At 72.3% G+C, this 24,671-nt stretch carries 28 protein-coding genes; 7 read left to right on the top strand and 21 right to left on the bottom strand.

Going from position 1 to position 24,671, the window contains the following annotated elements:
* Positions 1-63 precede the first annotated feature (63 nt).
* The 18 genes from KPF47_RS37410 to KPF47_RS37325 all read right to left on the bottom strand — a co-directional run bounded on the left by KPF47_RS37410 (position 64) and on the right by KPF47_RS37325 (position 15,249).
* A complete protein-coding gene (locus KPF47_RS37410; RefSeq protein WP_224393068.1) occupies positions 64-1,140 on the bottom strand; it encodes an ABC transporter ATP-binding protein in 1,077 nt (358 codons plus the stop codon).
* A gap of 21 nt (positions 1,141-1,161) precedes the next feature.
* Complete coding sequence (locus tag KPF47_RS37405; protein ID WP_224393067.1) at positions 1,162-1,794, bottom strand: hypothetical protein; 633 nt, start codon at positions 1,792-1,794, stop codon at positions 1,162-1,164.
* Positions 1,791-2,402: a hypothetical protein gene (locus KPF47_RS37400; protein ID WP_224393066.1), complete on the bottom strand. Its 612-nt coding sequence runs from the start codon at positions 2,400-2,402 to the stop codon at positions 1,791-1,793. Before KPF47_RS37400 ends, KPF47_RS37405 begins: the two co-directional genes overlap by 4 nt.
* Positions 2,399-2,959 carry a hypothetical protein gene (locus KPF47_RS37395; protein WP_224393065.1) on the bottom strand — a complete coding sequence of 187 codons (561 nt, stop codon included), beginning with the start codon at positions 2,957-2,959 and terminating at the stop codon, positions 2,399-2,401. Before KPF47_RS37395 ends, KPF47_RS37400 begins: the two co-directional genes overlap by 4 nt.
* Positions 2,956-3,450: a hypothetical protein gene (locus KPF47_RS37390; protein WP_224393064.1), complete on the bottom strand. Its 495-nt coding sequence runs from the start codon at positions 3,448-3,450 to the stop codon at positions 2,956-2,958. The genes KPF47_RS37395 and KPF47_RS37390 overlap by 4 nt, the downstream gene beginning before the upstream one ends.
* Positions 3,447-4,952 carry an MCE family protein gene (locus tag KPF47_RS37385; protein WP_224393063.1) on the bottom strand — a complete coding sequence of 502 codons (1,506 nt, stop codon included), beginning with the start codon at positions 4,950-4,952 and terminating at the stop codon, positions 3,447-3,449. Before KPF47_RS37385 ends, KPF47_RS37390 begins: the two co-directional genes overlap by 4 nt.
* Positions 4,949-6,184: an MCE family protein gene (locus KPF47_RS37380; RefSeq protein WP_224393062.1), complete on the bottom strand. Its 1,236-nt coding sequence runs from the start codon at positions 6,182-6,184 to the stop codon at positions 4,949-4,951. Before KPF47_RS37380 ends, KPF47_RS37385 begins: the two co-directional genes overlap by 4 nt.
* Positions 6,184-7,347: an MCE family protein gene (locus KPF47_RS37375; protein ID WP_224393061.1), complete on the bottom strand. Its 1,164-nt coding sequence runs from the start codon at positions 7,345-7,347 to the stop codon at positions 6,184-6,186. The genes KPF47_RS37380 and KPF47_RS37375 overlap by 1 nt, the downstream gene beginning before the upstream one ends.
* Positions 7,347-8,411: an MCE family protein gene (locus tag KPF47_RS37370; RefSeq protein WP_224393060.1), complete on the bottom strand. Its 1,065-nt coding sequence runs from the start codon at positions 8,409-8,411 to the stop codon at positions 7,347-7,349. Before KPF47_RS37370 ends, KPF47_RS37375 begins: the two co-directional genes overlap by 1 nt.
* A gap of 143 nt (positions 8,412-8,554) precedes the next feature.
* Positions 8,555-9,421: an MCE family protein gene (locus KPF47_RS37365; RefSeq protein WP_224393059.1), complete on the bottom strand. Its 867-nt coding sequence runs from the start codon at positions 9,419-9,421 to the stop codon at positions 8,555-8,557.
* Positions 9,418-10,665, bottom strand: coding sequence for an MCE family protein (locus KPF47_RS37360; protein ID WP_224393058.1), 1,248 nt, complete (start codon positions 10,663-10,665; stop codon positions 9,418-9,420). Before KPF47_RS37360 ends, KPF47_RS37365 begins: the two co-directional genes overlap by 4 nt.
* Positions 10,662-11,501: an ABC transporter permease gene (locus KPF47_RS37355; protein WP_224393057.1), complete on the bottom strand. Its 840-nt coding sequence runs from the start codon at positions 11,499-11,501 to the stop codon at positions 10,662-10,664. Before KPF47_RS37355 ends, KPF47_RS37360 begins: the two co-directional genes overlap by 4 nt.
* A 10-nt stretch (positions 11,502-11,511) precedes the next feature.
* Entirely contained in the window at positions 11,512-12,294 is a 783-nt protein-coding gene (locus KPF47_RS37350) for an ABC transporter permease (protein ID WP_202968228.1), read from the bottom strand.
* A gap of 415 nt (positions 12,295-12,709) precedes the next feature.
* A complete protein-coding gene (locus tag KPF47_RS37345) occupies positions 12,710-12,964 on the bottom strand; it encodes a cytochrome C oxidase subunit IV family protein (RefSeq protein ID WP_224393056.1) in 255 nt (84 codons plus the stop codon).
* A gap of 5 nt (positions 12,965-12,969) precedes the next feature.
* Entirely contained in the window at positions 12,970-13,614 is a 645-nt protein-coding gene (locus KPF47_RS37340; RefSeq protein ID WP_224393055.1) for a cytochrome c oxidase subunit 3, read from the bottom strand.
* On the bottom strand, positions 13,611-14,339 hold the full coding sequence (locus tag KPF47_RS37335; protein ID WP_224393054.1) for a hypothetical protein: 729 nt from the start codon (positions 14,337-14,339) through the stop codon (positions 13,611-13,613). Before KPF47_RS37335 ends, KPF47_RS37340 begins: the two co-directional genes overlap by 4 nt.
* Before the next feature lie 11 nt (positions 14,340-14,350).
* A complete protein-coding gene (locus KPF47_RS37330; RefSeq protein WP_224393191.1) occupies positions 14,351-14,632 on the bottom strand; it encodes a cytochrome C oxidase subunit IV family protein in 282 nt (93 codons plus the stop codon).
* A 2-nt stretch (positions 14,633-14,634) separates the two neighbouring features.
* The gene (locus tag KPF47_RS37325) at positions 14,635-15,249 is read right to left on the bottom strand and encodes a cytochrome c oxidase subunit 3 (protein ID WP_224393053.1); all 615 of its coding nucleotides are present in this window, start codon (positions 15,247-15,249) and stop codon (positions 14,635-14,637) included.
* A gap of 149 nt (positions 15,250-15,398) precedes the next feature.
* On the opposite strand from KPF47_RS37325, the gene KPF47_RS37320 reads away from it, so the two are divergent.
* From KPF47_RS37320 to KPF47_RS37310, 3 genes are all read left to right on the top strand, one after another.
* Positions 15,399-16,109: a hypothetical protein gene (locus KPF47_RS37320; protein WP_224393052.1), complete on the top strand. Its 711-nt coding sequence runs from the start codon at positions 15,399-15,401 to the stop codon at positions 16,107-16,109.
* 9 nt (positions 16,110-16,118) lie between these two features.
* A complete protein-coding gene (locus KPF47_RS37315; RefSeq protein WP_224393051.1) occupies positions 16,119-17,279 on the top strand; it encodes an acyl-CoA dehydrogenase family protein in 1,161 nt (386 codons plus the stop codon).
* 94 nt (positions 17,280-17,373) lie between these two features.
* Positions 17,374-18,015 (top strand): TetR/AcrR family transcriptional regulator, encoded by a 642-nt coding sequence (locus KPF47_RS37310; RefSeq protein WP_224393050.1) that lies wholly within the window; start codon positions 17,374-17,376, stop codon positions 18,013-18,015.
* Between the two features lie 28 nt (positions 18,016-18,043).
* On the opposite strand, the gene KPF47_RS37305 is transcribed toward KPF47_RS37310, so the two are convergent.
* A complete protein-coding gene (locus tag KPF47_RS37305) occupies positions 18,044-19,582 on the bottom strand; it encodes an acyl-CoA synthetase (RefSeq protein WP_224393049.1) in 1,539 nt (512 codons plus the stop codon).
* Positions 19,583-19,718: 136 nt separating this feature from the next.
* Between KPF47_RS37305 and KPF47_RS37300 the strand changes: the two genes are divergently transcribed.
* Entirely contained in the window at positions 19,719-20,912 is a 1,194-nt protein-coding gene (locus KPF47_RS37300; RefSeq protein ID WP_224393048.1) for a TetR/AcrR family transcriptional regulator, read from the top strand.
* A gap of 23 nt (positions 20,913-20,935) precedes the next feature.
* Here the strand turns inward: KPF47_RS37300 and KPF47_RS37295 are convergent, their stop codons facing one another.
* A complete protein-coding gene (locus KPF47_RS37295; RefSeq protein ID WP_224393047.1) occupies positions 20,936-22,216 on the bottom strand; it encodes a cytochrome P450 in 1,281 nt (426 codons plus the stop codon).
* Between the two features lies 1 nt (position 22,217).
* Positions 22,218-22,628 carry an SCP2 sterol-binding domain-containing protein gene (locus tag KPF47_RS37290; RefSeq protein ID WP_224393046.1) on the bottom strand — a complete coding sequence of 137 codons (411 nt, stop codon included), beginning with the start codon at positions 22,626-22,628 and terminating at the stop codon, positions 22,218-22,220.
* 125 nt (positions 22,629-22,753) lie between these two features.
* Between KPF47_RS37290 and KPF47_RS37285 the strand changes: the two genes are divergently transcribed.
* The 3 genes from KPF47_RS37285 (at position 22,754) to KPF47_RS37275 (ending at position 24,662) form a co-directional block, all read left to right on the top strand.
* Positions 22,754-23,296, top strand: coding sequence for a TetR/AcrR family transcriptional regulator (locus tag KPF47_RS37285; protein ID WP_224393045.1), 543 nt, complete (start codon positions 22,754-22,756; stop codon positions 23,294-23,296).
* 65 nt (positions 23,297-23,361) lie between these two features.
* Positions 23,362-23,856, top strand: coding sequence for a nuclear transport factor 2 family protein (locus KPF47_RS37280; RefSeq protein ID WP_224393044.1), 495 nt, complete (start codon positions 23,362-23,364; stop codon positions 23,854-23,856).
* Between the two features lie 44 nt (positions 23,857-23,900).
* Positions 23,901-24,662 carry an enoyl-CoA hydratase/isomerase family protein gene (locus KPF47_RS37275; RefSeq protein WP_224393043.1) on the top strand — a complete coding sequence of 254 codons (762 nt, stop codon included), beginning with the start codon at positions 23,901-23,903 and terminating at the stop codon, positions 24,660-24,662.
* The last annotated feature ends 9 nt before the right edge of the window (positions 24,663-24,671 follow it).

Here is a 24,671-nt window from a genome sequence, read left to right as displayed (position 1 = left end):
CATGGTGTGATGCGGGCGCCACCGTTCCCGGATGTCCGGAACATCACTCCTGTCCGCCCGCGGTCAGCCCCGGACCCGGGGCTGGACGTCGGTGGGCCGGTCGCCGCCGCCGCCCGCCCCCGCTCGCGCCTCCTGCCGGGTCGTCCCGTCCCGCGACGGGCCGGTGGACGCGGCGTCGACGTCGGCGCGCTGCTCCCGGATCGCCTCCTGCGCCGACTCCGGCAGCTCGTGCAGCATCGCCTCCACCCGCTCCCGGCGACGGTGCACCGCCTGCCGGTCCGGCATCCCCGTCGACGCCACCAACTGCGGCTTCATCGGCGGACGCCCCTCCAGCTCCCCCGCCGCCTCCATCTCCCGGGCGGCCTGCGCGGCGTCCTTCTCCTCCGACATCCCGATCGGACCCTCACGACGCCCGTTCAGGAACTGCGCCACCACCGGCTCGTCCGAGGTCAACAACACCTCCCGCGGACCGAACATCGCCAGGTGCTTGCGGTACAGCAGACCGATGTTGTCCGGCACCGTCTGCGCCGAGTTGATGTCATGGGTCACGATCAGGAACGTCGAGTCCGTCATCGCGTTCAAGTCGATGATCAACTGGTTCAGGTACGCCGTGCGCACCGGATCCAGACCCGAGTCCGGCTCGTCGAACAGAATGATCCTCGGATCCAGCACCAACGCCCGCGCCAGCCCCGCACGCTTGCGCATACCACCCGAGATCTCCCCCGGCAGCTTCCCCTCGGCACCGACCAGACCGACCATGTCGATCTTCTCCATGACGATGTCCCGGATCGCCGACTCCGACTTGCGCGTGTGCTCCCGCAACGGGAACGCGATGTTGTCGAACAGGTTCATCGACCCGAACAACGCACCGTCCTGGAACAACACCCCGAACAGCTTCCGGATCTCATACAGCTCGGACTCCGAGCACTTGCACAGGTCGACGCCCTCGATCACGATCGACCCCCGCTCCGGCTTGAGCAGCCCGATCAGGGACTTCAGGAACACCGACTTACCGGTACCCGACGGCCCGAGCAGCACCGACACCTCACCCGCCGGCAGGGTCAGGCTCACGTCCGACCAGATGTTGGCCCGACCGAAGGACTTCGTCAGCCCCTCGACCTTCACCTCGACACCCGTCATGGGGTCACGTCTCCTTCTCGCCTAGAAGTTGCGCAGGTCGGACACGAGCCACCGGCCGTCGACCCGCTGGACCGTGACCTCGGCGCGGCCCGCGGTGGTGCGCGGTGGCTCGCCGGGGCGGGCGGCCTCCTGCGTGAAGTAGAGCAGGGCGGTGACCCGGTCGGCGCCGGCGGACACCACACCGGCCCGGGTGACGACGGTCCGTGTCCCCACCCCGCGGTCCAGGGCCGGTCGGACGACGGAGTCGAGCACCGAGTCGAACTGGCGTCCGAAGTCGCCGGTCACCAGACCGCGGGCGCGGGCGACGTCGGCGTCCTTCGACGCCGGCTGGTAGCTGAGGACCTGCTCGACACCGGTGCGGGCCGCCGTCAGTCCGTCCACCCGGGCCTGTTCGGTCTGCTGCGCAGGCCGGACGACGGCGGCGTACAGCACCGTCGCGGCCACCAGCAGCAGCACGGACACCATCGCGGTCGTCCACAGGAGCACCCGGCGACGGGGCGCTGCGCCACGCCGGACGGACCCTGCTGCGGCCCGCAGCCGTGCGCCGCGCCCGGGCCGCGCCTCCGCGGTGTCCGGGGCGGGCGAGGGGGTCGGGCCGGGGTCGGTCGCGGCGACGGCACCGGTGCGGTCCGCGGCGGTCTCGTCCTCGGTCACGGGGCCACCTCCACGGTCGACACCTTCCACGCCCCGTCCTCGTGGCGCAGCCCGAGCAGCAGCCGGAAGTCACGCGGGGCGCCGTCGGGGACCTCGGTGTTGCGGACCGTGGTGCTGGCGCTGACCAGCACGGTCGCCGTATCGGCGTCGATGTGCTCGATACCCACCGCGTCGATCCCTCCCTCGGCCTCGACCTTCCCCTGCGCCAGGATGGCCCCGAACACCTCCGAGAAGCGACCCAGCTCGGTCCGGAACGGGTCGGTCGCGACGGCGAGCATGGTGTCGACGCTGCCCCTCGCGTTGTCGGCGTCGATGCCGATGAACTCCCGCACGACCTGCGACGCGACGGCGGTCGCCTCGTCCCGGTCGGCGACGGTGCCCGCGGTGCCCCGCCACGCCAGCACCGACAGGACCGCCGCGGCGGCTGCGACGACCAGCAGCGCGACGGCCGTCACGGCGAGCCGCCCGCGCCGTCGCGGGGCGTCCGCGGGAGCCGCCCCGTCCGGCTCCGCACCGCCCGGGACGGTGCCCGTGGGCGCGGGATCCGACGATGCGGGGTCGGTCGTGTCGGGGTCGGTCGTGTCGGGGTCGGTGGCCGTGTCGGTCATACCTGGTCCAGTCCGGCGATCAGCCATCGGCCGTCCACCTCCCGCATCGTGAGCGTCGCCGCGACGGTGTCCACGCGCTCGCCGGCGTTCGTCGTCGTGCTCTGGTTCAGGAACACCAGCACCTGGGCGTCGGAGCCGGACCAGCCGACCCATCCGGCCCCGACGACCCGGGCGATCGTCCGCGCGCCGAGCCGTTCCGCGTTGGGCCGGACCTTCTCGTCGAACAGACGCCGGTAGTCGTCGTGGAAGTTCCCGGTCGTGGTGTCGTCGACGGCGGTGGACGCCGCATCGAGCTTGCGTCCGTCGTAGGACAGCAGGGTCTGGGCGCCGGCCGTGGCCGCGGCCTGGACGTCGTCGCGGGTGCGCTGGTCGTCCGACCGCACGACGAGCAGCCACGCGCACACCCCGGCGGCCACGGCGAGCAGCGCGATCACCACGAGCAGGCCCACCACGAGGCCCCGTCGTGAGCGCGGTCGCGTGCCCGGGCCCGGGGCGTCCCCGGCGTCCGTGTCCGGCGCGCCCGCGGTGTCCGTGCCCGTCGTGTCCGCGCCGGTCACGGGACGAACTCCAGCCTCGACACCAGCCATCGTCCGTCCTCCTGCTCGACCGTCATCCGCATCCGGTACTGGCGGGGCTCGCCGTCCGGGACCTGCGCGTTGTGCACCGTGGAGTCGGCGGACACCAGCACGACCGCGCGGCCCGGTCCGCGTTCGGCGACGCCGGCCGCGGACACCTCACCGGTCGAGCTCACCTTCGCGTCGCGGATGGTCCCGGCGAAGGTCCCCGATCGGCTGCGCAGCTGCTCGTGGAACTCCCCCGTCGTCGCGTCCTCCAGCCGGCGCAGCGTCGCGTCCGCGGTGTCCGGGGCGATGGTGAGCAGGTCGGTCGCGGTCTGCCGGGCCGCGACCAGTGCCGGTTCGTCGTCGCCGGTCCCGCCGCCGAGACGGACGGCCAGCACCGTGACCAGCACGGCGAGCAGGAGCGCGACCACGCCCAGCCCGATCGGCAGGGCGAGCGACCGCAGCGGCAGGAACCGGGGGCGGCTCATCCCTCCACCCCCAGCGGGTCGAGCACGATGGCCTGCCACCCGCGGTTCGACGACCGGACCCTGTTCCCGTCGACGATCGGGGTGTTGCTGCCGGGGGCGAGGAGGACGCCGTCCAGCGACGCGGCGTCGGAGGGGGTGTAGCCCTCCTCCCCCGGCGAGAACGGCTGATTCTCCTCCGGGTTCGTGTTCCCGTCACCGGTGGTCGGCAGGTTGCCCGGCCGCAGCGGGTTGTCCGCGGCGCGGTCGGACTGGGTGCCCGCCACGTCCAGCATGGTCGCGACCGCGGCCTCGCGGGCGGCGGCCGCCTCCTCCGGGCTCTGGAACCGGAACCCGCACGACGCGGCGTCGGGGCCGCGGCCGTCGGGGATCGGCGAGCCCGGCGGGCAGAGGTAGGCCTTCCCGCCGCGGGCCGCCTTGAGCGGGTCCGGGTCGGTGCAGCGCACCCCGGTGCCCGGGCGGGCCGGTGTCACGTCGGTCGGCGGCCGCCGGTCGACGATGAACCCGTCGACACAGGGCGCCGGGTCGTTCACCTGCGTCTGCAGGTTGATCATGATCGTGCCCGGGACGGGCGAGCCGCTGACCGCGCCGATCGAGGCGTCGAAGGTCGACGGCAGCAGGGTCAGCGTCTGTTCCAGGTGCGGGACGTAGACGCGGGCCACCTCGCCGACCGAGGTCAGGTTGTTCAGCAGGTCCGGGAGCGGGTCCCCGATCTGCTTCACGAACCCGGCCACCTCGTCGAGCGCGGGCGGGAAGCGGTCGAGGGTGCCGCGCAGCGCGGGGTCTGCCTCGGTCAGCCGCCCGGTGAACGACGCCAGGTTCGCGACGTAGGTGCGGATGTCGCCGGAGGTCGCGTTCTGGGTGGCGAGGACCGGGTCGAGGTCATCGATCAGCGTCACCGTCGGGTCGAGGTTGGCGGTCGCCTCCCGGGTCAGCAGGTCGAAGGAGTCGATCAGGCGGCCGAGGTCCTCGCCGCCACCGGCGAACGCCTCGCCGAGCTCGGCGACCGTGGTGTTCAGCTTCTGCCCCGGCACCGACGCGGCGAGCGCGTTGGCCTGCGCGAGCAGCTCGCCGGTCGTCGTCGGGAGGGAGACCTGCTGCACCGGGACGACCGCGCCGTCGGTCAGGAACGGGCCACCGGTCGTGCGCGGCTCGAAGTTGATGTACTGCTCGCCGACCGCGGAGATGCTGCGGACCTCGACCGCGGAGTCCACCGGGATCGGGTGGTCGTCGAGCACCTGGACGTCGGCCTCGACACCGTCGCGGGTCAGCCGCACCGCGTCGACCTGGCCGACGGTCACCCCGCGCAGGCTCACCACGCCGTTGACGTAGAGGCCGGCGCCTGCGGGGAGCTGGACGGTGACCGAGTTCCGGCCGATGCCCAGCATGCGCGGGACGTTGAGGTAGGTGACGGCGCCCCAGCCCACGGCGATCGCGGCGATCACCAGGAAGGCGATCAGCTTACGTGCGGTCGTGCGGGAGATCCGCACCGACGAGGCCCTCATCGGCCACCTCCCAGGAGTCCACCGAGGATGCCGTCGGACCCGGACCCGGACCCGTCCGGCGGGTCCGCGGGCCGGTCGGCGCCCGGCAGCGGCAGCACGCCGTCGAGCGGCTTCGTGAGGTCCTGGAACGGGGCCAGTGGCGCCGTCAGGGCCGGCGGGGCGCCCAGCGGCGGGACGGCCAGCACGCCGGGCCCGTCCGGGCCGGGCAGCTGGAAGCCGTCGAGCAGGTTGCGCCGCAGGACCTCCGGGGTGAGGTCCAGGGTCAGGAACAGGTTGCCGTAGTCGCCCTTGAACATCCCCGGGAACGCGGTCGACGCGGGGAACGGGAAGGTGAGCAGCAGCTCGATGCCCTGGGTGAGGTCGGTGCCCGCGTCGGCCAGCCGGGCGACGGCGGGCCGGATCTGCCGCAGGTTCGCCAGCAGGTCCTCCGTGGACCGGTCGGACAACGTCCCGACCGCCGAGTCGAGCCGCTGCACCTGCTCCAGGGTGCGGACCAGGTTCTCCCGGTCCTCGTTGAGCACCTTGAGCGCCCCGGGGATCGTGTCGATGCCGCGGGCGAGGGTGGCGTTGTCGGCGTTCAGCGTGCCGCCGAGCCGGTTCACCGCGTCGAGGGCGCGGACGATGTCGTCGCGCTGGGCGTCGAGCCCGCCGACGAACCGCTCCAGGTTCCCCACGAGGGAGCGCAGGTCGTCCTGGCGACCGTCGAACACCCGGTTGAGCTCGGTGGTGATCGTGCGGACCTGCTGCAGCCCGCTCCCGTTGAGCACGACCGACAACGCCCCGAGGAGCTCCTCGGTCTCGGGGTAGCGCCCGGACCGGTCGAGCCCGATCACGGCGCCGTCGGTGAGGCGGCCCTCGGGGGCAGCCCCGTCCGGCGGGGCCAGCTCCAGGTACTCGGCGCCGAGCAGGCTCTTCTGCGCGACCCGGGCGACGGCGTTGGCCGGCAGCACGGCGGCCTTGTCCAGGCTGACGGTGAGGACCGCCTTCCAGTCCTTCACCTCGGTGCGCACGACCGACCCGACGGGCACGTCGGCGACCATGACCTCCGCGTTCGGGACGAGGTTCGCGACCTGCTCCATCTCCACGGTGACCTGGTAGGCGTCCGGGCCCGTCCCGGCACGCAGCGGGAGGGGCAACTCGCCCAGGCTGGAGAACCCGCAGGCGCTCGTCGCGACGGCGACGGTCGCCAGGGCCGCCACCATCCGGGCGGTGCGCGCGGCTCGGCGCGTCATCAGTTGCCTCCCAGCGACGGGACGGACGGGAGCGCCGGGGCCGACGGGTCGCCGTACTGCAGCGGGTTGACCGCCACCGGCGGCGAGTCGACCCGGGCGAGGTCGAGCAGCGGACCCAGGCCGGCCCGGCAGGCGTAGGCCGCGGCCGGGTCGGCCTCGCGGGACGGCGCGACGGCGGCCGCCGCGTCGCAGACGAACGCGGCCGGGCTGCGCAGGTTGGTCACGGCGACGTTCGCGGTGACCGCGCCGGTCTTCTCGTCGATGAAGTTGGCGAAGTTCGACACCAGGAACGGCGCCTTCTGCAGGATGTCGCCCAGTGCCTGCCGGTTCTGCGACACGGTGCGGACGACGTCGTCGGCCTTGCGCAGGTCCTCGGTGAGCTGCTCACGGTTGTCGGCGACGAAGCGCTGCACGACGGGCGCGGCCCGGTCGAGGCTCTCCAGCACCCTCGCCAGCGCGTCGCGGTTGTCGGCGAGGATCCCGGACACGTCCGCGAGCTGGCTCTGGAAGCGCTGGACCTGGGCGTCGGCGTCCTTGAGCGCGGTGACGAAGGTCTGCAGGTTCCGGACGGTGGCGAAGATGTCCTCGCGTCCGTTCGCCAGCGTCGACGCCGCGTCGGAGAGCTTCCGGATGGTGTCGCGGATCAGCGGGCCCTGACCCTGCAGGTTCGCCGAGGTCGTGTCGAGGAGCCGGTTCAGCGCTCCCTCGGTCTCGGCGGACTGCGGCGCGAGCGCCTTCGCCAGCCCGGCGACCTCGGTCTTGATCCGGTCGAACTCGACCGGGGCGACCGTGCGCTCGCGGGGGATCTCGGCGTCGTCGGCGAGCTGCGGGCCGCCGTCGTAGGGCGGTCCGAGCTGCACGTACCGGACGCCCACCAGGGTCGGGGAGATGATCGCCGCGGTCGCGTCTGCCGGGAGCGGGACGTCGGCGTCGTAGCTCATGACGACCTTCACCGCGTCCGGCCGCGGTTCCACCGAGTCGATGGTGCCGACCTGCACGCCGAGGACGCGGACCTCGTCGTGCGGATAGAGGTTCACGGTCTGGTCGAAGTACGCGGTGACGGTGCGGGTACCGGGGCTCGCCAGCGCCCAGGCGGCCGCACCGGCCGCGACGACGAGGACCACCACGAGCAGCAGCACGCGGTTGCGGGTCACGAGGGCCATCAGTTCCCGCCTCCCTGCGGGGTACCCGGTGCCGGGCCGACGGCCGGGGAGACGGGGGTCAGCTGGTCGAGCACCGAGGGCAGGTTCTGCTGGGCCAGGCCCGTCGGCACCAGGTTCGGCACGAGGGCGAAGAACCACGGTCCGCTGGAGATCGCCTCGCCGAGGCTGCCGGCGTAGGTGTCCAGACCGGTGATCGCGGCGGCGAGGTTGCGGTCGTTGGCCCGCAGCAGGTCGAGGGTCTTCTCCAGCTCCTCGAGCATCGGGCGCAGCTGCTGCTGGTTGTCGCGGGCGAGCCCCTCGATCTCCTGGACGGCGCCGGTGACGTTCAGCAGCAGCGACCGGATCACCTCGCGACGGGCCCGCAGCTCCTCGAGCAGCAGGTTCCCGTCCGAGACGAGCGTGGTGACGGAGCTGCTCCGCTCGGCGAGGACACCGGAGACGCTCGCGGTGTGCGAGAGCAGTTCCTGCAGCTCCGCGTCCCGCGAGGAGATCGTCTGTGACAGCCTGCCCAGCCCCTCCAGCGCCGAGCGCAGCTCCGGCGGGGTGTCGGCGAAGGTGTCGGCGACCGTGTTCAGGGACTCCGCGACGCGGGGGACGTCGAGGTCCTCGGTCTTGCGGGTGAGGGTGTCCAGCAGCTGCTGGACGTCGTAGGGCGCGGACGTCCGGTCGAGCGGGATCTGCGCCCCGTCGTCCAGCCGTCCCGGCCCCGACGGGCGGACCTCGAGGAACTTCGCGCCCAGCACCGTCGCCGTCTTGATCGACGCGCCGATGGACTCGCCGAGGGTGCTGCCGTCGAAGACGGTGAACCCCACGTCGACGGCCTTGCCGGCGAGCTCGACGGAGTCGACCTTGCCGACGACGACGCCGGCCAGCCGGACCTCGTCGCCGGTCTTGAGGCCCGCGGCCTCGGAGAACAGCGCGGAGTAGGTGCCGGAGGTGAGCTGGCGGTAGAGGTAGCCGGAGTTCAGCGCGGTGACGGTCGCGACCACCGCGATCACCAGCGCGACGGCCCCGATCCGCAGGAGGTTCATCTCCTCGAAGCGGCGGCGGGTCAGAACTGGCATCTCGCCTCCTGGCTCGCGATGGTGTCGGTCATGATCGGCGGGCCGACGCCGGGGTCGAGGCGGACCTGCACGCCGCAGAGATAGAACTGGAAGCCCTGCTGGTAGATCCCGGCGCGGCCGAGCAGCTGGTAGTAGCCGGGCAGCTACTGGAAGTAGACGTTGAGCCGGTCGGAGTCGTCGTTGACCAGCCGGGTCAGGCGGTCGAGCTCGTGCACGGTGCCGGCGACGTCGGGCCGGGCCTCGCGGACCAGGCTCTCGACGGTGCCGGCCAGGTGGTCGGCGCGCTCCAGCGACCGCCCGATCGAGCCGCGGTCGGCGGCGAGCCCGCTGACCAGCGTCTGCAGTTGGGTGACCAGCTCGTGCACGTTGTCCTTGCGCGCGTCGAGCGTGCCGAGCACGCCGTTGAGGTTGGTGACGACCTCGCCGATGACGCGGTCGCGGTCGGCGAGGGTGCCGGTCAGCGTGCCGATCTGGCCGAGCAGCGTGCGGACGGAGCCGCCCTGCCCCTGCAGCACCGAGATCAGCGACTCGGCGAGCTGGTTGACCTGCGCCGGCTGGAGGCCCTCGAACAGCGGTGTGAAGCCGTTGTAGAGCTCGTCGAGGTCGATCGCGGGACGGGTCCGGGACGCCGGGATCACGCCACCGTCGGCCAGCTGCGGGGTCGGCTGCGCGGCCCGCAGCAGCTCCAGGTAGCGCTGCCCGAGCAGGTTCTTGTAGCGGACCGCGCCCTCCGACGCCTGCTCGACGGGCACGTCGGAGCGCAGCGAGAACCCGACCCGCGCGAGGTTGTCGGCGCCGACGTCGACGGACTCGACACGACCGACGGTCACGCCGGCCACCCGGACGTCGTCCTTGGCCTTCAGGCCGGAGGCGTCGACGAACTCGGCGGTGTAGCGGGCCGTCTCGCCGAACCGGACCGAGCCGTAGGCGACGACGACGAACGCCGCGCACAGGGCCGCGACCACGGCGAAGACGACGACTCGGACGAGGTTGCCCCGGATGCCGCTCATCGGCCTCCTCCTTCCCCGGTCGGGTCGGCAGGGACGGTGGGCGCACCGAGCGCACCCGGGGCCCCGCCGAGGCGCTCCTGGATGGTCGGGCCGAGCTCGTCGCCGCCGATCAGGACGGCGAGCGGGGTGTCGCGGACCTGCACCGGCGCGTCGCGGGTGTCCAGACGCGGGGAGCCGTCGGAGTGGAAGGCGTGCCGCGGGAACGTGCCCGGCGCGGGGATCCCGCTGCCGCAGTTCGGCTGGTCGATGCCGAGGACCGGCGCGTTCTCGGGGGTGTAGCCCTGCTCGCCGGGCTGGAACGTGGTGAGCGAGCGCAGGCCCGGCTGGGCGCCGCCGAAGGTGGGCAGCAGCAGCTTCTGCAGGTGGTTGAGGCTGTCGAAGGTGCAGGGGAAGGTCGGCGCGTAGCGGCCGAGCACCTCGGTGGTCGGGCGGAGGGTCTCCAGGGTCCGGTCGAGGCCGTCGGTGTTGGCCTCCAGCACGCCGGAGACGTCGGTCGCGAACATCGACAGCGACGCGAGCGTGGCGTCGATCCCCGCCTGCTTCTCGACGATGGTGCCCCCGGTGGTCGTGACGTTGCGGACCAGGTCGAGCAGCTGCGGGCTCACGTCGGCGTAGGTGTCGAGCACCGGCGCGGCGGCCTGCAGGTCGCGCTGCAGCGCGGGCAGCGACGGGTTGATCCGCTCCAGGTACGAGTTGAACGACACCAGCGTGGCGCCGAGCTTGTCGCCGCGGCCGTTGAGCGAGGTCGACAGGGCGCCCAACGCAGTGTTGACCTTCGCCGGGTCGATCGTGGTGAGCAGCCGGTTCAGGTTGTCGAAGACGAGGTTGGCCTCGGTCTGCACCGCGGCGGCCGGGACGACGGCACCGGCGGCCAGGGTCGCCGTCGACGGCGAGGCCGGCGGGACGAGGTCGACGTACTTGGGGCCGAACACCGTCGGCGAGATGATCTGCGCGGTCACGTCGCCCGGGATGAGGTCCAGCTTGGACGGGTCGATCGCGAGGCTGACCACCGCGCCGCCGTTCCCGTCCGGCTCCACGGCCGAGACGCGCCCGACCCGCACGTCGCGCAGCGCGACGTCGGCGTCGGGCTGCATCAGCAGACCGGCCCGGTCGGTGCGAACGGTGGCGGGCACACCCGGGGTGAAGACGTCCAGGTAGGACGCCACCACGAGCGCGGCGCACAGCAGCAGCACCCCGATCGCGGCGAGGCCGCGGACCTCGTGCCGTGTCTCCGCCCCGCTCATCGGGAGAGGTGGAGGGTCTCGGGGTCCGCGTAGAGCAGGACCGCGGTCACCAGCGCCGTCACCATGACCGCGATCAGCGACAGCCGGACCGCGCGCCCGACCGCGGCTCCCACCCCGGCGGGGCCGCCGGAGGCGGTGAAGCCGTAGAAGGCGTGGATCGACATCACCACGAAGGCGATCAGGGTGACCTGCAGGACCGAGGTGAGCACGTCGGTCGGGACCAGGAAGGTGGAGAAGTAGTGGTCGTAGGTGCCGACCGACTGGCCGTAGCCGAGCACCACGATCAGCTGGGTGGTGGCGAAGCAGGCGATCAGGGCCAGTGCGTAGAGCGGGACGATCGCGATCGTGCCGGCCAGGATCCGGGTCGTGACCAGGTAGGGCACGGCGGGGACCGCCATGACCTCGATCGCGTCGATCTCCTCGCTGATCCGCTGGGCGCCGATCTCGGCGGTGAACGCGGCACCGATGGTGGAGACCAGGGCGACCCCGCCGATCAGCGGGGCGGCCAGCCGGATGTTGATGTAGCTGGCGAGGAAGCCGGTCAGGGCGTCGGTGCCCACGGCGTTCAGGGCCTCGTAGCCCTGGAGGCCGACGATCGCGCCCGCGCTCGCGGTCAGGATCGACACGACGACGCTGCCGCCGATCAGGACCAGCGCGCCGGTGCCGAAGCTGATGGCGGTGAGCTGGCGCAGCACCTCGCCGAGGTAGCGGCGGACCACGACCGGGATGCCGGCGTAGGCCTTCAGGTAGAACTCGACCTGCTCCCCGACGACGCGCAGGCCGGCCCGGGGGCGGTCCACGGCGCGCCGCAGGGCGGAGCCTTCGGATGTGTTCACAGGCGGGTCCTCAGATCCTTTCCAGCTTCAGCTGGATGTCGACCGCGGTCAGCAGGGCGTTGATGATGAAGAGCAGGACGAAGGAGATGACGACGGTCTCGGTGACGGCCTGGCCGACGCCCTTCGGGCCGCCCTCGGTCTTGAGCCCGCGGTAGGAGGCGACGAGACCGGCCAGGGTGCCGAACAGCAGCGCCTTGAACGAGCTGACCAGGAAGTCGCCCTCGTCGGTGAGCAGCGTCAGCGTCGCGACGAACTGCCCGGCCGAGGCGCCCTGCAGCCCGACCGACACCACGTAGGCCACGATCTCCCCGACCACGGTGATCACCGCGTTGAGGCAGAGGGCGACCACCGCCGAGGCCAGCACGCGGGGCATCACGAGCCGGTGCAGCGGGTCGATGCCCATCACGTTCATGGCGTCGATCTCGTCGCGGATCTTGCGGGCTCCCAGGTCCGCCGCGATCGCGGTGGCGCCGGCACCGGCGGTGACGAGCACCGCGGCGACCGGTCCGATCTGGCGGAGCACCGCGAGGCCGGTCACCGCGCCCGCCACGTCCAGCGCGCCGATCTCGGCGAGCAGCTGGTTGATCAGCAGGATGACGACGCCGACGAACGGGATCGTCACCATGATCGCCGGCGCGAGGGACACCGAGGCGATGAACCGCGTCTGGGACAGGAACTCCCCCAGCGGGAACGGCCGCTTGGTCACCGTGCGGGCGGTGTCGAGGACGAACGCGGTGAAGCTGCCGGTCGTCTGCACGATCCCCCGCAGCGACGGCGCCCGGGTGCCGCTCACCGGCGGCCTCCCGTCGTCGCCCCGTGGGGAGTCCCCGTGGGGGCGGTACGCGTCCTCGTCATCGAGTGACCTCCGTCATCGGTCCGGCCTAGTCCTGACTTCTCAAGCGAGGATTAGATTCCGTGGTTACGGGGGTCGCGGAGGTTTTTCCGTGCGGCCGCGTGTTCACCCGACGGTGTCGCGCGACGGGTCGCCGGTCCGGCGGAGCGGACCCGGACATCCCGGGCCCCACGCCGGGAGAGGGCACGTTCCCGCAGTTCAGAGCCCTTGTGCCGAACTGCGGCCGGGACCGCGGCCCACGGCGACGGACGACACGGCGGAGGGCTCGACCGGGGGCCGCGCCGACACCGGCGTCGTCCCACACGGACGCGACACCCTCCCGCCACCTACCTAGTGGCGATTCACCGGGAATGGATCAGAGAAGGACGAGCAGTCCGAGCGCGAGGCCGAACACCAGCACCCAGGCGTCGAAGGTGCGGCGCAGCGCCACCGGTGCGTGCCGGAGCTCCATGAACTCCCGTCCGACGACCCAGGCCTTGCCGAACGCCACCACCAGGACGAGGGCGAACACGACACGGGCGCCGTCACCGCCTGCCGGGTGGTGCGCCCCCGCCCACCAGGACAGCAGGGTCACCACGACCAGCCCGGCCCACACGAGTGCCGGTCGCACGGCGCTCATCGTGGGAAACCCAGGTAGAGCAGGGCGAACAGCACGAGCCACAGCAGGTCGACCATGTGCCAGTAGGCCGCGGCGCCCTCGGTCGTGCGCACCCGGCCTGCGGTCCCCGCGCGCAGCCGCCACCACAGGACGCCGAGCAGCACCAGCCCGACCGCCACGTGGAACAGGTGGATCCCGGTCAGCACGAACCAGTAGGTGAACAGCAGCGATGTGGTCGGGGTGTTCCCCGCGGCGACCTCGGCGGCGTACTCGCCGGTCTTGAGGACGGCGAAGCCCACACCACAGGCGACGGTGCCCGTCAGCAGGACGCGGGCGACGCCGGACCGTCCCTCCCGGACCGCGCGCACCGCGTAGGCGACGAGCAGCGAGCTCGTCAGCAGGACCAGCGTGTTGACGCCGCCGGTCGTCGTGCCCAGTGCGGCCGCGCCGTCGGCGAACCCGGACGGGTCGGCGCGACCCTGCACGACGAAGGCCACGAAGAACGCGCCGAACAGCGTCATGTCGCCGAGCAGGAACACCCAGAGCCCCGCCTCACCGGGCACGTGGCCGTCCGCCCGCGGCGCCTCGGCGGGCGCCGGGGCGGCGGCCCGGGCCGGTGGGGCACCGGCCGGGAGGAGGAAGTCGGGAAGGTCCGCGGTCACGACGCGGGCGCCGTCGCGACCGGGGCGGGCGTCCCGACACCGGTCGGGTCGGTGAGCACGGCCCGGCGGACGAGCAGGAACATGCCGAACAGCCAGGCCCCGTAGACGACGGTGCCGAGCCAGAAGACGAAGACGCCGTTCCAGGCGAACGGGCCGCGGAGGAAGAAGAAGGCGAGCACGGCGGGGCAGAACAGGAACGCCGCCCAGAAGTTCGCGTAGGCGCTCCACCGCGGGAAGACCTGCACTCCCGAGCGGTCACCGAGGACGGCGAGACCGATCGTGACGTTCTGCAGGGCGAACGGCGCGACCGGGGTGAGGAAGAGCAGCCAGGCCGTGTCGTGCAGCAGCTGCACCAGCTCCGGCGAGCGGTCGGCGCGCAGCCCGGCGACACCCAGCAGCAACATCGGCACGAGCAGCAGCACTACCGTGACCGCACCCAGGAGGAGCTGCAGGAACGACAGGATCGGCACCCGCCCCTCCATCCGCAGCAGCTGCACCGAGATCGCCGCCAGCAACGGCGCGGGCAGGCACATCCCGACCGAGGTCACGACCAGCCCGGCCCGGGTCGTCGGCGAGCCGTAGAAGGCCACGATCTCGGCGAGGCCGTCGGTGGGCCCGGGTGGCAGCGGGAGGATCCCGGCCAGCGCCCAGCCGCCCAGCGCCACGACCAGCGTCGCCGGGCCGGCCCAGGCGCACAGCAGCTGCACGCGTCGCAGGTCGGTCATGTCGTCTCTCCTCAGCTCAGCGCGACGATTCCGGCGAGGACGGTGCATGCGGCGACGCAGTAGCCCTCGAACAACAGCCGCAGCACGACCGGGGCGTCCCGCAGCTCCATGAAGTACAGCCCGACCAGGCGGACCTTGAACAACGCCAGCACGAGCACGACGACCGAGGCCGCGGTCCCCGAGACCGGTCCGGTCCCGAGGACCCACGACACGGTCGTGACGGCCACCAGCACCGCCCACACCACGGTGACCCGGTCCCGCCGGACCGGCGTGCTCGACGCGATCGACGACATGGTCACCTCACCAGGTAGAGCAGCGGGAAAAGCACGATCCAGAGCAGGTCGACCATGTGCCAGAAGCACGCGGCGCCCTCGAACAGCGGCAGCCGGCCGGGCAGCCGGTCCGGGCGGCGGCACGCCGCGGTCATCAGCACCAGCGCCACCAGCCCGGCGAGGACGTGCAGCCAGTGCAGCCCGGTCAGGACGAAGAAGTACATGAAGAACTCGTGGGTGGTCGGAGTGATCCCCGCTCCGAACTTCGCGCCCCACTCCAGAGCCTTGATCACCGAGAACATCACGGCACAGGCCATCGCCCCGCCGAGCAGCACCGTCGCCCGGCGGGAGCGCCCGGCCCGCAGGGCCTGCACCGCACGCACCACGAGCAGGGAGCTGAGCAGCAGCACGAGCGTGTTCACCACGCCCGGCACCGGGTCCAGACGGGCCTGGGCCACATCGAATCCCACCGGGTCGCCACTGCGGACCACCAGGTAGGTGGCGAAGAAGACGACGAAGACGCTCATGTCCCCCAGGACCAGGACCCACAGTCCCGGCTCGCCGGGAACGTGTCGCGCCCGGGACGGGTCCGCCGCGGGCGCCACCACGGCGGCGGCACCGCCGCTGGTCTCGGTCATACCCACTCCTCCGTGGCCGGTCCGTGCCGGGTCGGGTCCGGGACCACGGCCGTTGACAGCGGGGCGAGTCCGTGGTCTCTTCCGATTAACCTATATTAGATTACGCCCGGACATCGTCCGGGCATCCCACGGAAGGGGGCCGGATCGCCATGGACGACGATCGCGGTCTGCGGATCCTCGGCTGGGCCGGACCGCTCTCGATCCTGCTGGTGCTCGTCGGCTGGCTGACGGCGGGGTTCTTCCCGCCGCCACCGCCGACGCTGGCCGGTGCGGAGCTGCTGCGGTTCTGGGGCACCGACACCACCCTCAAGCAGCTGGCCATGATCACCTGCGTCTGGGGCGGGGTCCTCTACGCCCCCGCCACGCTCGCGGTGTTCGTGGCGCTTCGGCGCAGCGGCGACCTCGCGTTGAACCTCGGCCAGGCCTGCATCGGCGTACTCGGCACGGTGTTCTTCTCGCTGAACTTCGTGCTGCTCTCGCTCGTGCCGTACCGGATCACCGGCGGCGACACCGGCTACGCCCAGCTGCTGCACGACGTCGGCTTCACCATGACGTTCATGCCGGTCGCGCCGTTCACGGTGCAGTACCTGCTGATCGCCGCGATCATCCTGCGCGACCGCTCGCAGCGGCCGATCTACCCGCGCTGGGTCGCCTATGTGAACATCTGGGTCGCCCTGCTGCTCATCCCGGCGACGTTCATCCCGCTGTTCCACTCCGGCCCGCTGGCCTGGAACGGCGTCTTCAGCTTCTGGGTCCCGGTCGCGGTGTTCGTGGCCTGGTTCGCCGTCATGTTCCCCCCGCTGATCACCCGTCGGAGCACCCCGGCCGACACCGGGGCCGCTCCGGCCCTGACCACCTGAGGAGTCCTCGTGCGACGCGAGCTCTACACCGACGACCACGAGCGGTACCGCGCCACCGTGCGCGAGTTCCTGGCCCGTGAGGTCGAGCCGCACTACCTGGACTGGGAGCGCGCGCACGCCATCGACCCGGCGGTGTTCCGCACCGCCGCCGAGCAGGGCGTCTACGCGCTCTCCGTGCCGGAGGAGTTCGGCGGCGCGGGCGAGACCGACTACCGGTACCGGATGGTGGTGAACGAGGAGGTCGCGCGGGTCGGCGCGACCTCCTTCGGGATGACCCTGGGCCTGCAGGACGACCTGGTGCTGGCCTACCTGCTCGACCTCACCACCGACGAGCAGAAGAAACGCTGGCTGGTCCCGTTCGCCCGCGGCGAGATGCTCGGCGCGCTGGCGATGACCGAGCCCGGCACCGGCTCGGACCTGCAGGGCATCCGCACCTCGGCCCGCCGCGACGGCGACGGCTGGGTGCTCGACGGCTCCAAGACCTTCATCTCCAGCGCCCTGTCGGCCGACTTCGTGATCGTCGCCGCGCGCACCGACCCGGCGGCGGGCTCGCGCGGGTTCAGCCTGTTCGTCGTCGAGCGGGACATGGACGGCTTCCGGCGCGGGCGCCGTCTGGAGAAGGTGGGCCTGCACGCCCAGGACACCGGCGAGCTGTTCTTCGACTCGGTCCGACTTCCCGGCGAGAACCTGATCGGGACCGAGGGCCACGGCCTGATGCACCTCATGAGCCACCTCCCGCAGGAGCGGCTCGGCCTGATCGCCTCCGCGGTCACCGCGGCGCGGGCGGTCTACGAGCACACCGTCCGCTACTGCTTCGAACGCCAGGCGTTCGGGCAGGCCATCGGCGACTTCCAGAACTCGCGGTTCGTGCTGGCCGAGATGGAGACCGAACTCGAGGTCGCCGAGTCCTGGACCGACCGCGCGGTGCTGGCGTTCAACCGGGGCGAGCTGACGCCGGTCGAGGCCGCGAAGGGCAAGTGGTACCTGACCGAGCTGCAGAAGCGGATCACCGACCGGTGCGTGCAGCTGCACGGCGGCTACGGCTTCATGCTCGAGCACCCGGTGGCCCGCGCCTTCGCCGACGGCCGCATCCAGACCATCTACGGCGGCACGACCGAGATCATGAAGGAGATCGTCGGGCGGGACATCGCCGCCCGCCACCGCGGCTGAGCGGGTCACCGGCGGCCGGGCCACCAGCCGTCGGCGGCACCGGCCGGGTGCGCCGATCCCGGCCGGCGGGATCGGCTCGGACTATCCTTCACCGGTGGCACGGAAGACGAACGCGGTCGCACCGTCCGAGCCGGACGGCACCGACAGCACCGACAGCAAGTCCGCTCGCACCCGGGCACGACTACTGGACGCCGCGGCACAGGTGCTGAGCCAGAAGGGCTTCGCGGGGACCCGGCTGTCGGACATCGCGCAGGTCGCGAAGATCCAGGCACCGGCCATCTACTACTACTACTCGTCCCGCGAGGACCTGATCGAGGACGTGGTGGCGACCGGGGCCGCGTCGATGCGCGAGCACCTGATCGCCGTCCTGGAGGCGCTGCCCGCCGGCACGCCTCCGGCGGACCGGCTCGCCGCCGCGGTCGAGGCCCAGCTCCGCCACGAGCTGCAGCTCTCGGACTACGCGCGGGCCGTCGTCCGCAACGCCAACCAGCTCCCCGAGCACCTGTCCGCACGGGCGATGGTGCAGATGGCGGAGTACCAGGAGATCTGGCGTGGACTGATCGAGGACCTGCGCGCCGCCGGGCAGCTGCGCCCGGACGTCGACCCGGTCATCGGCCGGATGCTGATCCTGGGCTCGCTGAACTGGACCGTGGAGTGGTGGGACCCGGAGCGCGGCGAGATCGACCGGACCATCGCCGTCGCCCAGTCGATGATCCTCTACTCGCTGCGCCCCTGATCCCACCTCTGCGGTGGAGCGGGCCCGCTCAGGTGGTCGCGTAGCGGGCGCGCAGCTCGCCCTTGACGAGCTTGCCGGTCTCGGTGCGCGGCAGGTCGTCGACGAACCGGACGCTGCGCGGGGACTTGTACCCGGCGATCCGCGACTTCACGAACGCGATGATCTCCTGCTCCAGCTCCGGGCCGGTCGCGACGCCGGGCCGTGGCTGCACGAACGCGGTGACCCGCTCCCCCATCTCCGGGTCCGGCAGCCCGATCACGGCGACGTCGTGCACGGCCGGGTGCAGGGCGAGGGCGTTCTCGGTCTCCTGCGGGTAGATGTTCACCCCGCCAGAGATGATCATGAACGACTTGCGGTCGGTGAGGAACAGGAAGCCGTCCCCGTCGACGTAGCCGATGTCGCCGAGCGTCGTCCAGGTCTCGTGCTCGGGGTGCTGCGCGGCCTTCGTCTTCTCCGGGTCGTTGTGGTACTCGAAGGGCACGGTCTCGCGCTCGACGTAGACCGTGCCGATCTCGCCGGTGGGCAGCTCGCGACCGTCGTCGTCGCAGATGTGCAGGACACCCAGCAGCGGCCTGCCGACGGTGCCCGGCTTCGTCAGCCAGGTCGCGCTGTCGGTCATCGTGAGGCCGTTGCCCTCGGTGCCGGCGTAGTACTCGACCAGGATCGGACCCCACCAGTCGATCATCGCCTGCTTGACGTCGACCGGGCACGGCGCCGCCGCGTGCACGGCCACCCGCAGCGAGGAGACGTCGGCCGCGTCCCGCTGCTCCTGCGGCAGGTGCAGCATGCGGACGAACATCGTCGGCACGAACTGGGCGTGGGTGACGCGGTGCCGGGCGATCGCGTCCAATGCGGCGGCCGCGTCGAAACGGCGCAGCATCACCACGGTCCCGCCGTGCGCGTGCACGGCGCCGCACCAGCGCAGCGGCGCGGCGTGGTAGACCGGGGCCGGGGTGAGGTAGACGGTCTCCGGGCCGACGCCGAACGCCTGACCGATCAGGCCGACCAGCGGGTCCCCGATCTCGGTGAAGGGCACCGGCGGCAACGGCGGGCGCACGCCCTTCGGGCGCCCGGTCGTGCCCGACGAGTAGAGCATCGGGGCGCCGTGCGGCTGCTCGGCCGGTGCGACGTCCGACGCCGCGGCCAGCGCCTCCTCGTAGGAGCCGAAGCCGTCGACCGGGCCGTCGTAGGACAGGAGCAGCCCGGGCCGGACGCCGGTGGCCAGTACCGCCTTCGCGACCTCGGCCTTGCCCGCCGAGACGACGAGCGCGGCCGCCCCGGAGTCGGCGACGATGTAGCCCGCCTCCTCGGCGACGAGGTTGTGGTTGATCGCGGTGACGTAGAGCCCCGAGCGCATCGCGGCCCAGTAGACCTCGAAGACCCGCAGGTTGTTCTCGCTCAGCAGGGCGACGACGTCGCCGGGACGCAGGCCGGCCTCCCGCAGGACGTTCGCGAGCCGGACCGAGCGCTCCTCCAGCTCCGCGTAGGTCACCCGCTCGCCCGTCTCGGCGAGGATCGCGGCGATCTTGTCCGGGTTCTGTGCGGCATGGGCGCCGGGATGGGTCACGGGTCCTCCACGTCGGTGTGGTCGCCGTCGACGACGACGAATTCTAATACGAATAAAATAGTGTGGGCGGGCCGGACCGGCAACGGTCCGGCGGTGCCGGGTCTTCTAGAGTCGTCCCGGCCGGAGGGGGTGGGACGTGGCCGCACCGCATGCAGCACCGCGGCGCCGGATGCAGGCCGCCGAGCGCCGCGCCCAGCTCGCCCGCACCGCTGCCGCCCGGTTCCATCTGGTCGGCTATCACCAGGTGTCCCTCGGTGACGTGGCCGCGGACGTGGGGCTCACCGGTCCCGCGGTCTACCGGCACTTCCACAACAAGGAGGCGCTGCTCGCCGCAGCCCTCGACGGCGGGATCGACGAGGTCGCCGCGGCCGTCGAACAGCACCTCGCGAGTCCGCTGGAGAACCTGGTCGATGCGCTGACCCGGGTCGCGCTGGAGCGGCCCGACCTGTGGACGCTGCTGCAGCGCGAGGTCCGGTTCCTGGGCCCGGAGACCCGCGCGGCGGTGCGGGAGCGGCTGCGCGGGCGGCTCGAGCTGCTGTCTCACCGTCTGCGCCGCGACCGCCCGGAGCTCACCGAACGCGCCGCAGGGGTGCTGGTGACCGGGGCGCTGGGCGTGCTGGCCACCCCGTCGTCGACCGGTACCAGCCTCGACGGCGACCAGGTGCGCGCCGTGCTGGTCTCGGCCGCGCTGGCCTGCCTGCGCTCCACCCCGCCCGCCGGGGATCCGCCGGGCGGCACGCCGGCCGACGACGACACCGCCGCGCCGGACGGTGATGCCGTCTCGCGGCCGCAGGAGATCGTCGACCATGCCGTCGAGTTGTTCCACACCCGCGGCTACGCCGGGGTGAGCCTGGACGACATCGGCGCCGCGGTCGGGATGGCGGGCCCGAGCCTGCTGCACCACTTCGCGACCAAGGCCGACATCCTGAGCGCCGCCTACGACCTGGGCTCGGAGCGGCTGCGGGCCGAGCAGCGCGCCCGGCGCGCCCACCCCGGCTCGGTCGACCTCGCCGGGCTGGTCGACCGCTTCGTGGGGTTCTGCCTGGCCAACCGCGCACTGCTCGGCGTCTACGTCTCGGAGTTCCACCACCTGCCCCCCGACGCCCGGGAACGGACCGCCGCCGCGGTCCGGACCGAGCTGCGCGACTGGACGCGGGCACTGCTGGCCTACTTCCTCGACCTCGACGAGCCGACCGCGCGGCTGCGGGTCCGGGCGGCGGTGTCGGCGGTCAGCGACCTGACCCGGCTCACCTCGTCGGCGCACGGCAGACCGGCGGTCCGCGCGAAGGTCACCGCGGTCGCGCTGGCGGTACTGCGCGACGGCGACTGACCCCGCCCGCCACGCAGCGGGCCTCATCGCGGCGTGAACACGCACCGCTGCCGTCGGATCCCGTTGATGAACGTGCTGACCAGCCGGTCCGGCTCGCCGTCGGCGCGCAGGTCGGGCAGCCGGTCGTAGAGCTCGCGGACGATCCAGCGCAGCTGGGCCTTCGCCAGGTGCGAGCCGAGACAGAAGTGCGGCCCGCCGCCGCCGAAGGCCACGTGCGGGTTCGGCGTGCGGGACAGATCGAACTCCAGCGGCCGCTCGAACACCTGCTCGTCGCGGTTGCCCGAGCCGTAGAACAGCGTGACCCTGTCCCCGGGCTCGATCACCTGTCCGCCCAGCTCGAAGCGCTCCAGCGCGGTCCGGCGGAACGTCATCACCGGGCTCGCCCAGCGCACGAACTCCTCGACCGCCGTCCCGATCCGGGCGTCGTAGTCGGCGAACAGCCACTCCCGCTGCTCCGGGTGCTCGATCAGAGCGCGGACCGTGTGCGTGGTGGTCTGCTTGGTGGTGTCGTTGCCGGCCACGCACAGCAGCACGAAGAACGACCGGATGTCGTCGTCGGTGAGGTGCTCGCCGTCGACCTCGGCGGCGACCAGCGCCGAGACCAGGTCGTCGCGGGGGCTCACCCGCCGGGCGTCGATGACGTCCTGGCAGGCACCGTGCAGCGTGACGATGCCGTTGAGCATCACCGTCGCCGCATCGGAGCCCTCGGTGCCCTCGTCGTCACCCCAGGCGACCATCGACTCGGCGGCCGCGGCCACCTCGTCGCGGCGGTCGGGCGGGATGCCGATCATCTCCGAGATCGTCCACATCGGCAGCCTCGCCGACACCGCGGAGACCAGCTCGACCTCGCCCCGGTCCCCGAGGTCCGCGACGATCTCGCGAGCCTGCCGGGCGATCTGCTCCTCGATCAGCCGCACCCGCTTCGGGGTGAACACCGAGCTGACCAGTCTGCGGACGCTGCGGTGCCGGGGATCGTCCATGGTGAGGATCGACGAGGCCATCTCCAGCACCTCCTCGGGGAACTCCTCCGCCAGGACCCCACCGGTGGCCGAGGAGAACACGTCGGCGCGGCGGCTCACCGTCGCGATGTCCCCGGCCCGTACGACCGCCCAGTAGCCGGGCGAGCCGTCGTCGCCGTCCATCAGCGGGCTGCGCACCGGCCGCTGCCAGGACACCGGGGCCTCGGCCCGCAGGCGGGCGAACGCGGGCTCGCGGTCCTCCGGCGCCAGCCGCCAGAACGCGTCGGACGAGATGTCGACGTCGTGGTGGGTGCGCCCGGTCGCGGGCGCGGCGGGCCCGGCCACGTCAGCCCACGACCAGGTCGGCGCGTCCACGGTCGGTGAGCATCGCCGTGTAACGGGGGTAGAGGCTCTTCGCGATCGGCGAGAGCTTCAGCAGCTGCGCCGCCGAGCCGCCGACGGTGATCTTCCCGCGCGCCATCGCCAGCGGCAGGCTGACCTTGCCCTGCCAGTACTGGTTGGCGGTGTCGGCGCTCATCGCCAGCGTCGCGTCGGAGTCGACCGCGGCCGCCGGACCGGTGGTGATCTCCTTCGTCGCGAAGTCGACGCGGACCGTCGTCTCCGGATCGGTGTAGTCCATCCGCAGGCTCATGCCGGTCGCGGCCAGCTTCGGTCCGATGGCCTGGTCGGCCATCGCCTCCTCGAAGATCCCACCCAGGAACTCGTGCACCTCGTCCGGCGACCGGAACCCACCCATGACGTCTCCTTCGACATCTCTGCGGCTGTGATCTAGCGGAAGTTAACATAGAGGCCTCTATGTCGGAAGGGTCCGCGCGCGGCTGCGATGCTGGCCCCGCCCGACCCGCACCCGAGGAGCCGCCCGTGCCGCAGTACGTCGGCCGCGAGGACTACTACGCGGCAGCCGTCGAGATCCTGTCCGGATCCGGCTCCCGCGACCTGTCGATGACCGCCCTGCACCGCCGCCTCGGGGTGTCGAGCGGGTCGTTCTACAACTGGTTCCGCAACTGGCCGGACTTCGTCACGCAGTTCCTGGACCACTGGGCCGCACGGACCGAGGAGATCGCCCGCGAGGCCGCGGCGCCGCTCGCGCCGCTGGAGCGACTCGAACTCCTGCGCCGGCTCGCCCGGACGGTCCCGCACGATGCGGAGGCCGCGATCCGGGTCTGGAGCACCGGCGACCCGGCCGTCGCGGCGGCACAGCGGGAGGTCGACCGCCGCCGCCGGGAGGTGGTCCGGGCCGCCGTCGTCGAGGCCGGGGCGGGCGCGGACGCCGACGAGCTGGCCGAACTGTGCCTGTCGATGATCGTCGGCGCCCAGCTCCTGCACCGCCCGGTCGACGTCGACGCGCTGGACCGGCTACTCGCCCGGTTCGTCGAGCTGGTGCGCACTTCCGCCGATAGTTAATCATCGCTAGGGTGATGTCCTGCGGCCCGCACCGGTGCGGGCCTCCGAACCGATGAGGAGCCGCCGTGCCGGCACCACAGACCGAGGCCTTCCTGCGTGACTTCTCCCGCCGCTGGCTGGCGGCGTGGAACTCCCACGACACCGAGCGGGTGCTCGAGATCCTGCACCCCGGCGTCCGCTGGGAGGACACCGTCTTCTGGCCGGAGGTGATCGACGGGCGCGACGGCATGCGCGCCTACGTCGACCGGATCTGGGAGGTCATGCCCGACGTCGCCTTCGACGAGGTCCAGACCTTCACCGCCCCCGAGGACGGCCGGGCCCTGTGCCTGTTCCGCCAGTACGGCCACGGCCCGGCGAAGCTCGCCCCCGACGCCACCTTCAGCACCTACGGCTGCGACATCTTCCTGGAGTTCACCGACGGGCTGCTGTCGTCCTACCTCGCCCAGTACGAGATCACCGGGATGATGCGCCAGCTCGGCGCGCTCCCGCCCCGCGAGGACCGCGTCGGCGGCGCCTACCTGCTGTCGCTGCTGGGCCGCAGCCCCGCGGCCACCCGCTGACCCGGCCCCTCCCCCACCGTTCCCCGTACCCGAGGAGTACCCCCATGGCCGACGACGAGGCCGTCCGCACCACCGTCGCCGACGGCGTCGGCACCATCACCTTCAACCGCATGCACCGGCGCAACGCGCTCAGCCTGGAGCTGTTCGCCGCGCTGGGCGACCAGCTCGACGCGTGGCGGGCCGACGACGACGTCGCCGCCGTGGTGATCACCGGGGGCGAGGAGGCGTTCTCCGCGGGCCTCGACCTCGACCTGCAGTCGGCGTTCACCGAGGACTCCCGCGACGAGTACTCCGCCATGTGCCTGCGGGTCTACGGCGCACTGCTCGACTACGCCAAGCCCACCATCGCCGCATGCGCGGGCCCGACCCTGGGCGGCGGCTGCGACATCGCCGTGTTCTGCGACATCCGGATCGGCGCGGAGAACGCCGTGTTCGGGTTCCCGCAGATCAAGTTCGGGCTGACCCCCTACTTCTCCCCGTTGTGGAAGATCGTCGGGCTGAGCCAGGCCAAGCTGCTCACCTTCTCCGGGGACCGGATCGACGCCGCGGAGGCGCTGCGGATCGGGCTGGTCGACCGCCTGGTGCCCACCGGTGGCGTGGTCGGCGCCGCGACCGGACTGGCCCGGTCGATCGCGGCCACCACCACGCGCTCGGCGATGATCAACAAGGAGCTGGCGCTGCGCTCGCCCACGATGGACCCGATCAGCGCGCTGTCGTTCGAGACCTCCGCCTACCGCGAGGTCATCCGCCACCCCGAGGTGCTGGAGCGCATCGGCGAGGCGTTCGGTCGCCTCCGCCGCCGTTGATCGGCCGTT

It is taken from the genome of Pseudonocardia sp. ICBG1293, assembly GCF_020131355.1.
In the GTDB taxonomy this organism is placed as follows: Bacteria; Actinomycetota; Actinomycetes; order Mycobacteriales; family Pseudonocardiaceae; genus Pseudonocardia.
The sequence above is the reverse complement of the archived record's forward strand: the minus strand, read 5'-3'. Positions and strand labels throughout refer to the sequence as shown.

Coding starts and splice junctions, on each gene's coding strand:
- KPF47_RS37390 (WP_224393064.1), bottom strand. CDS start 3,450: ATGAGCCGCCCCCGGTTCCTGCCGCTGCGGTCGCTCGCCCTGCCGATC.
- KPF47_RS37290 (WP_224393046.1), bottom strand. CDS start 22,628: ATGGGTGGGTTCCGGTCGCCGGACGAGGTGCACGAGTTCCTGGGTGGG.
- KPF47_RS37400 (WP_224393066.1), bottom strand. CDS start 2,402: ATGACCGACACGGCCACCGACCCCGACACGACCGACCCCGACACGACC.
- KPF47_RS37365 (WP_224393059.1), bottom strand. CDS start 9,421: ATGAGCGGCATCCGGGGCAACCTCGTCCGAGTCGTCGTCTTCGCCGTG.
- KPF47_RS37375 (WP_224393061.1), bottom strand. CDS start 7,347: ATGGCCCTCGTGACCCGCAACCGCGTGCTGCTGCTCGTGGTGGTCCTC.
- KPF47_RS37410 (WP_224393068.1), bottom strand. CDS start 1,140: ATGACGGGTGTCGAGGTGAAGGTCGAGGGGCTGACGAAGTCCTTCGGT.
- KPF47_RS37275 (WP_224393043.1), top strand. CDS start 23,901: ATGGCCGACGACGAGGCCGTCCGCACCACCGTCGCCGACGGCGTCGGC.
- KPF47_RS37320 (WP_224393052.1), top strand. CDS start 15,399: ATGGACGACGATCGCGGTCTGCGGATCCTCGGCTGGGCCGGACCGCTC.
- KPF47_RS37330 (WP_224393191.1), bottom strand. CDS start 14,632: ATGTCGTCGATCGCGTCGAGCACGCCGGTCCGGCGGGACCGGGTCACC.
- KPF47_RS37385 (WP_224393063.1), bottom strand. CDS start 4,952: ATGAGGGCCTCGTCGGTGCGGATCTCCCGCACGACCGCACGTAAGCTG.
- KPF47_RS37380 (WP_224393062.1), bottom strand. CDS start 6,184: ATGACGCGCCGAGCCGCGCGCACCGCCCGGATGGTGGCGGCCCTGGCG.
- KPF47_RS37360 (WP_224393058.1), bottom strand. CDS start 10,665: ATGAGCGGGGCGGAGACACGGCACGAGGTCCGCGGCCTCGCCGCGATC.
- KPF47_RS37370 (WP_224393060.1), bottom strand. CDS start 8,411: ATGCCAGTTCTGACCCGCCGCCGCTTCGAGGAGATGAACCTCCTGCGG.
- KPF47_RS37325 (WP_224393053.1), bottom strand. CDS start 15,249: ATGACCGAGACCAGCGGCGGTGCCGCCGCCGTGGTGGCGCCCGCGGCG.
- KPF47_RS37335 (WP_224393054.1), bottom strand. CDS start 14,339: ATGACCGACCTGCGACGCGTGCAGCTGCTGTGCGCCTGGGCCGGCCCG.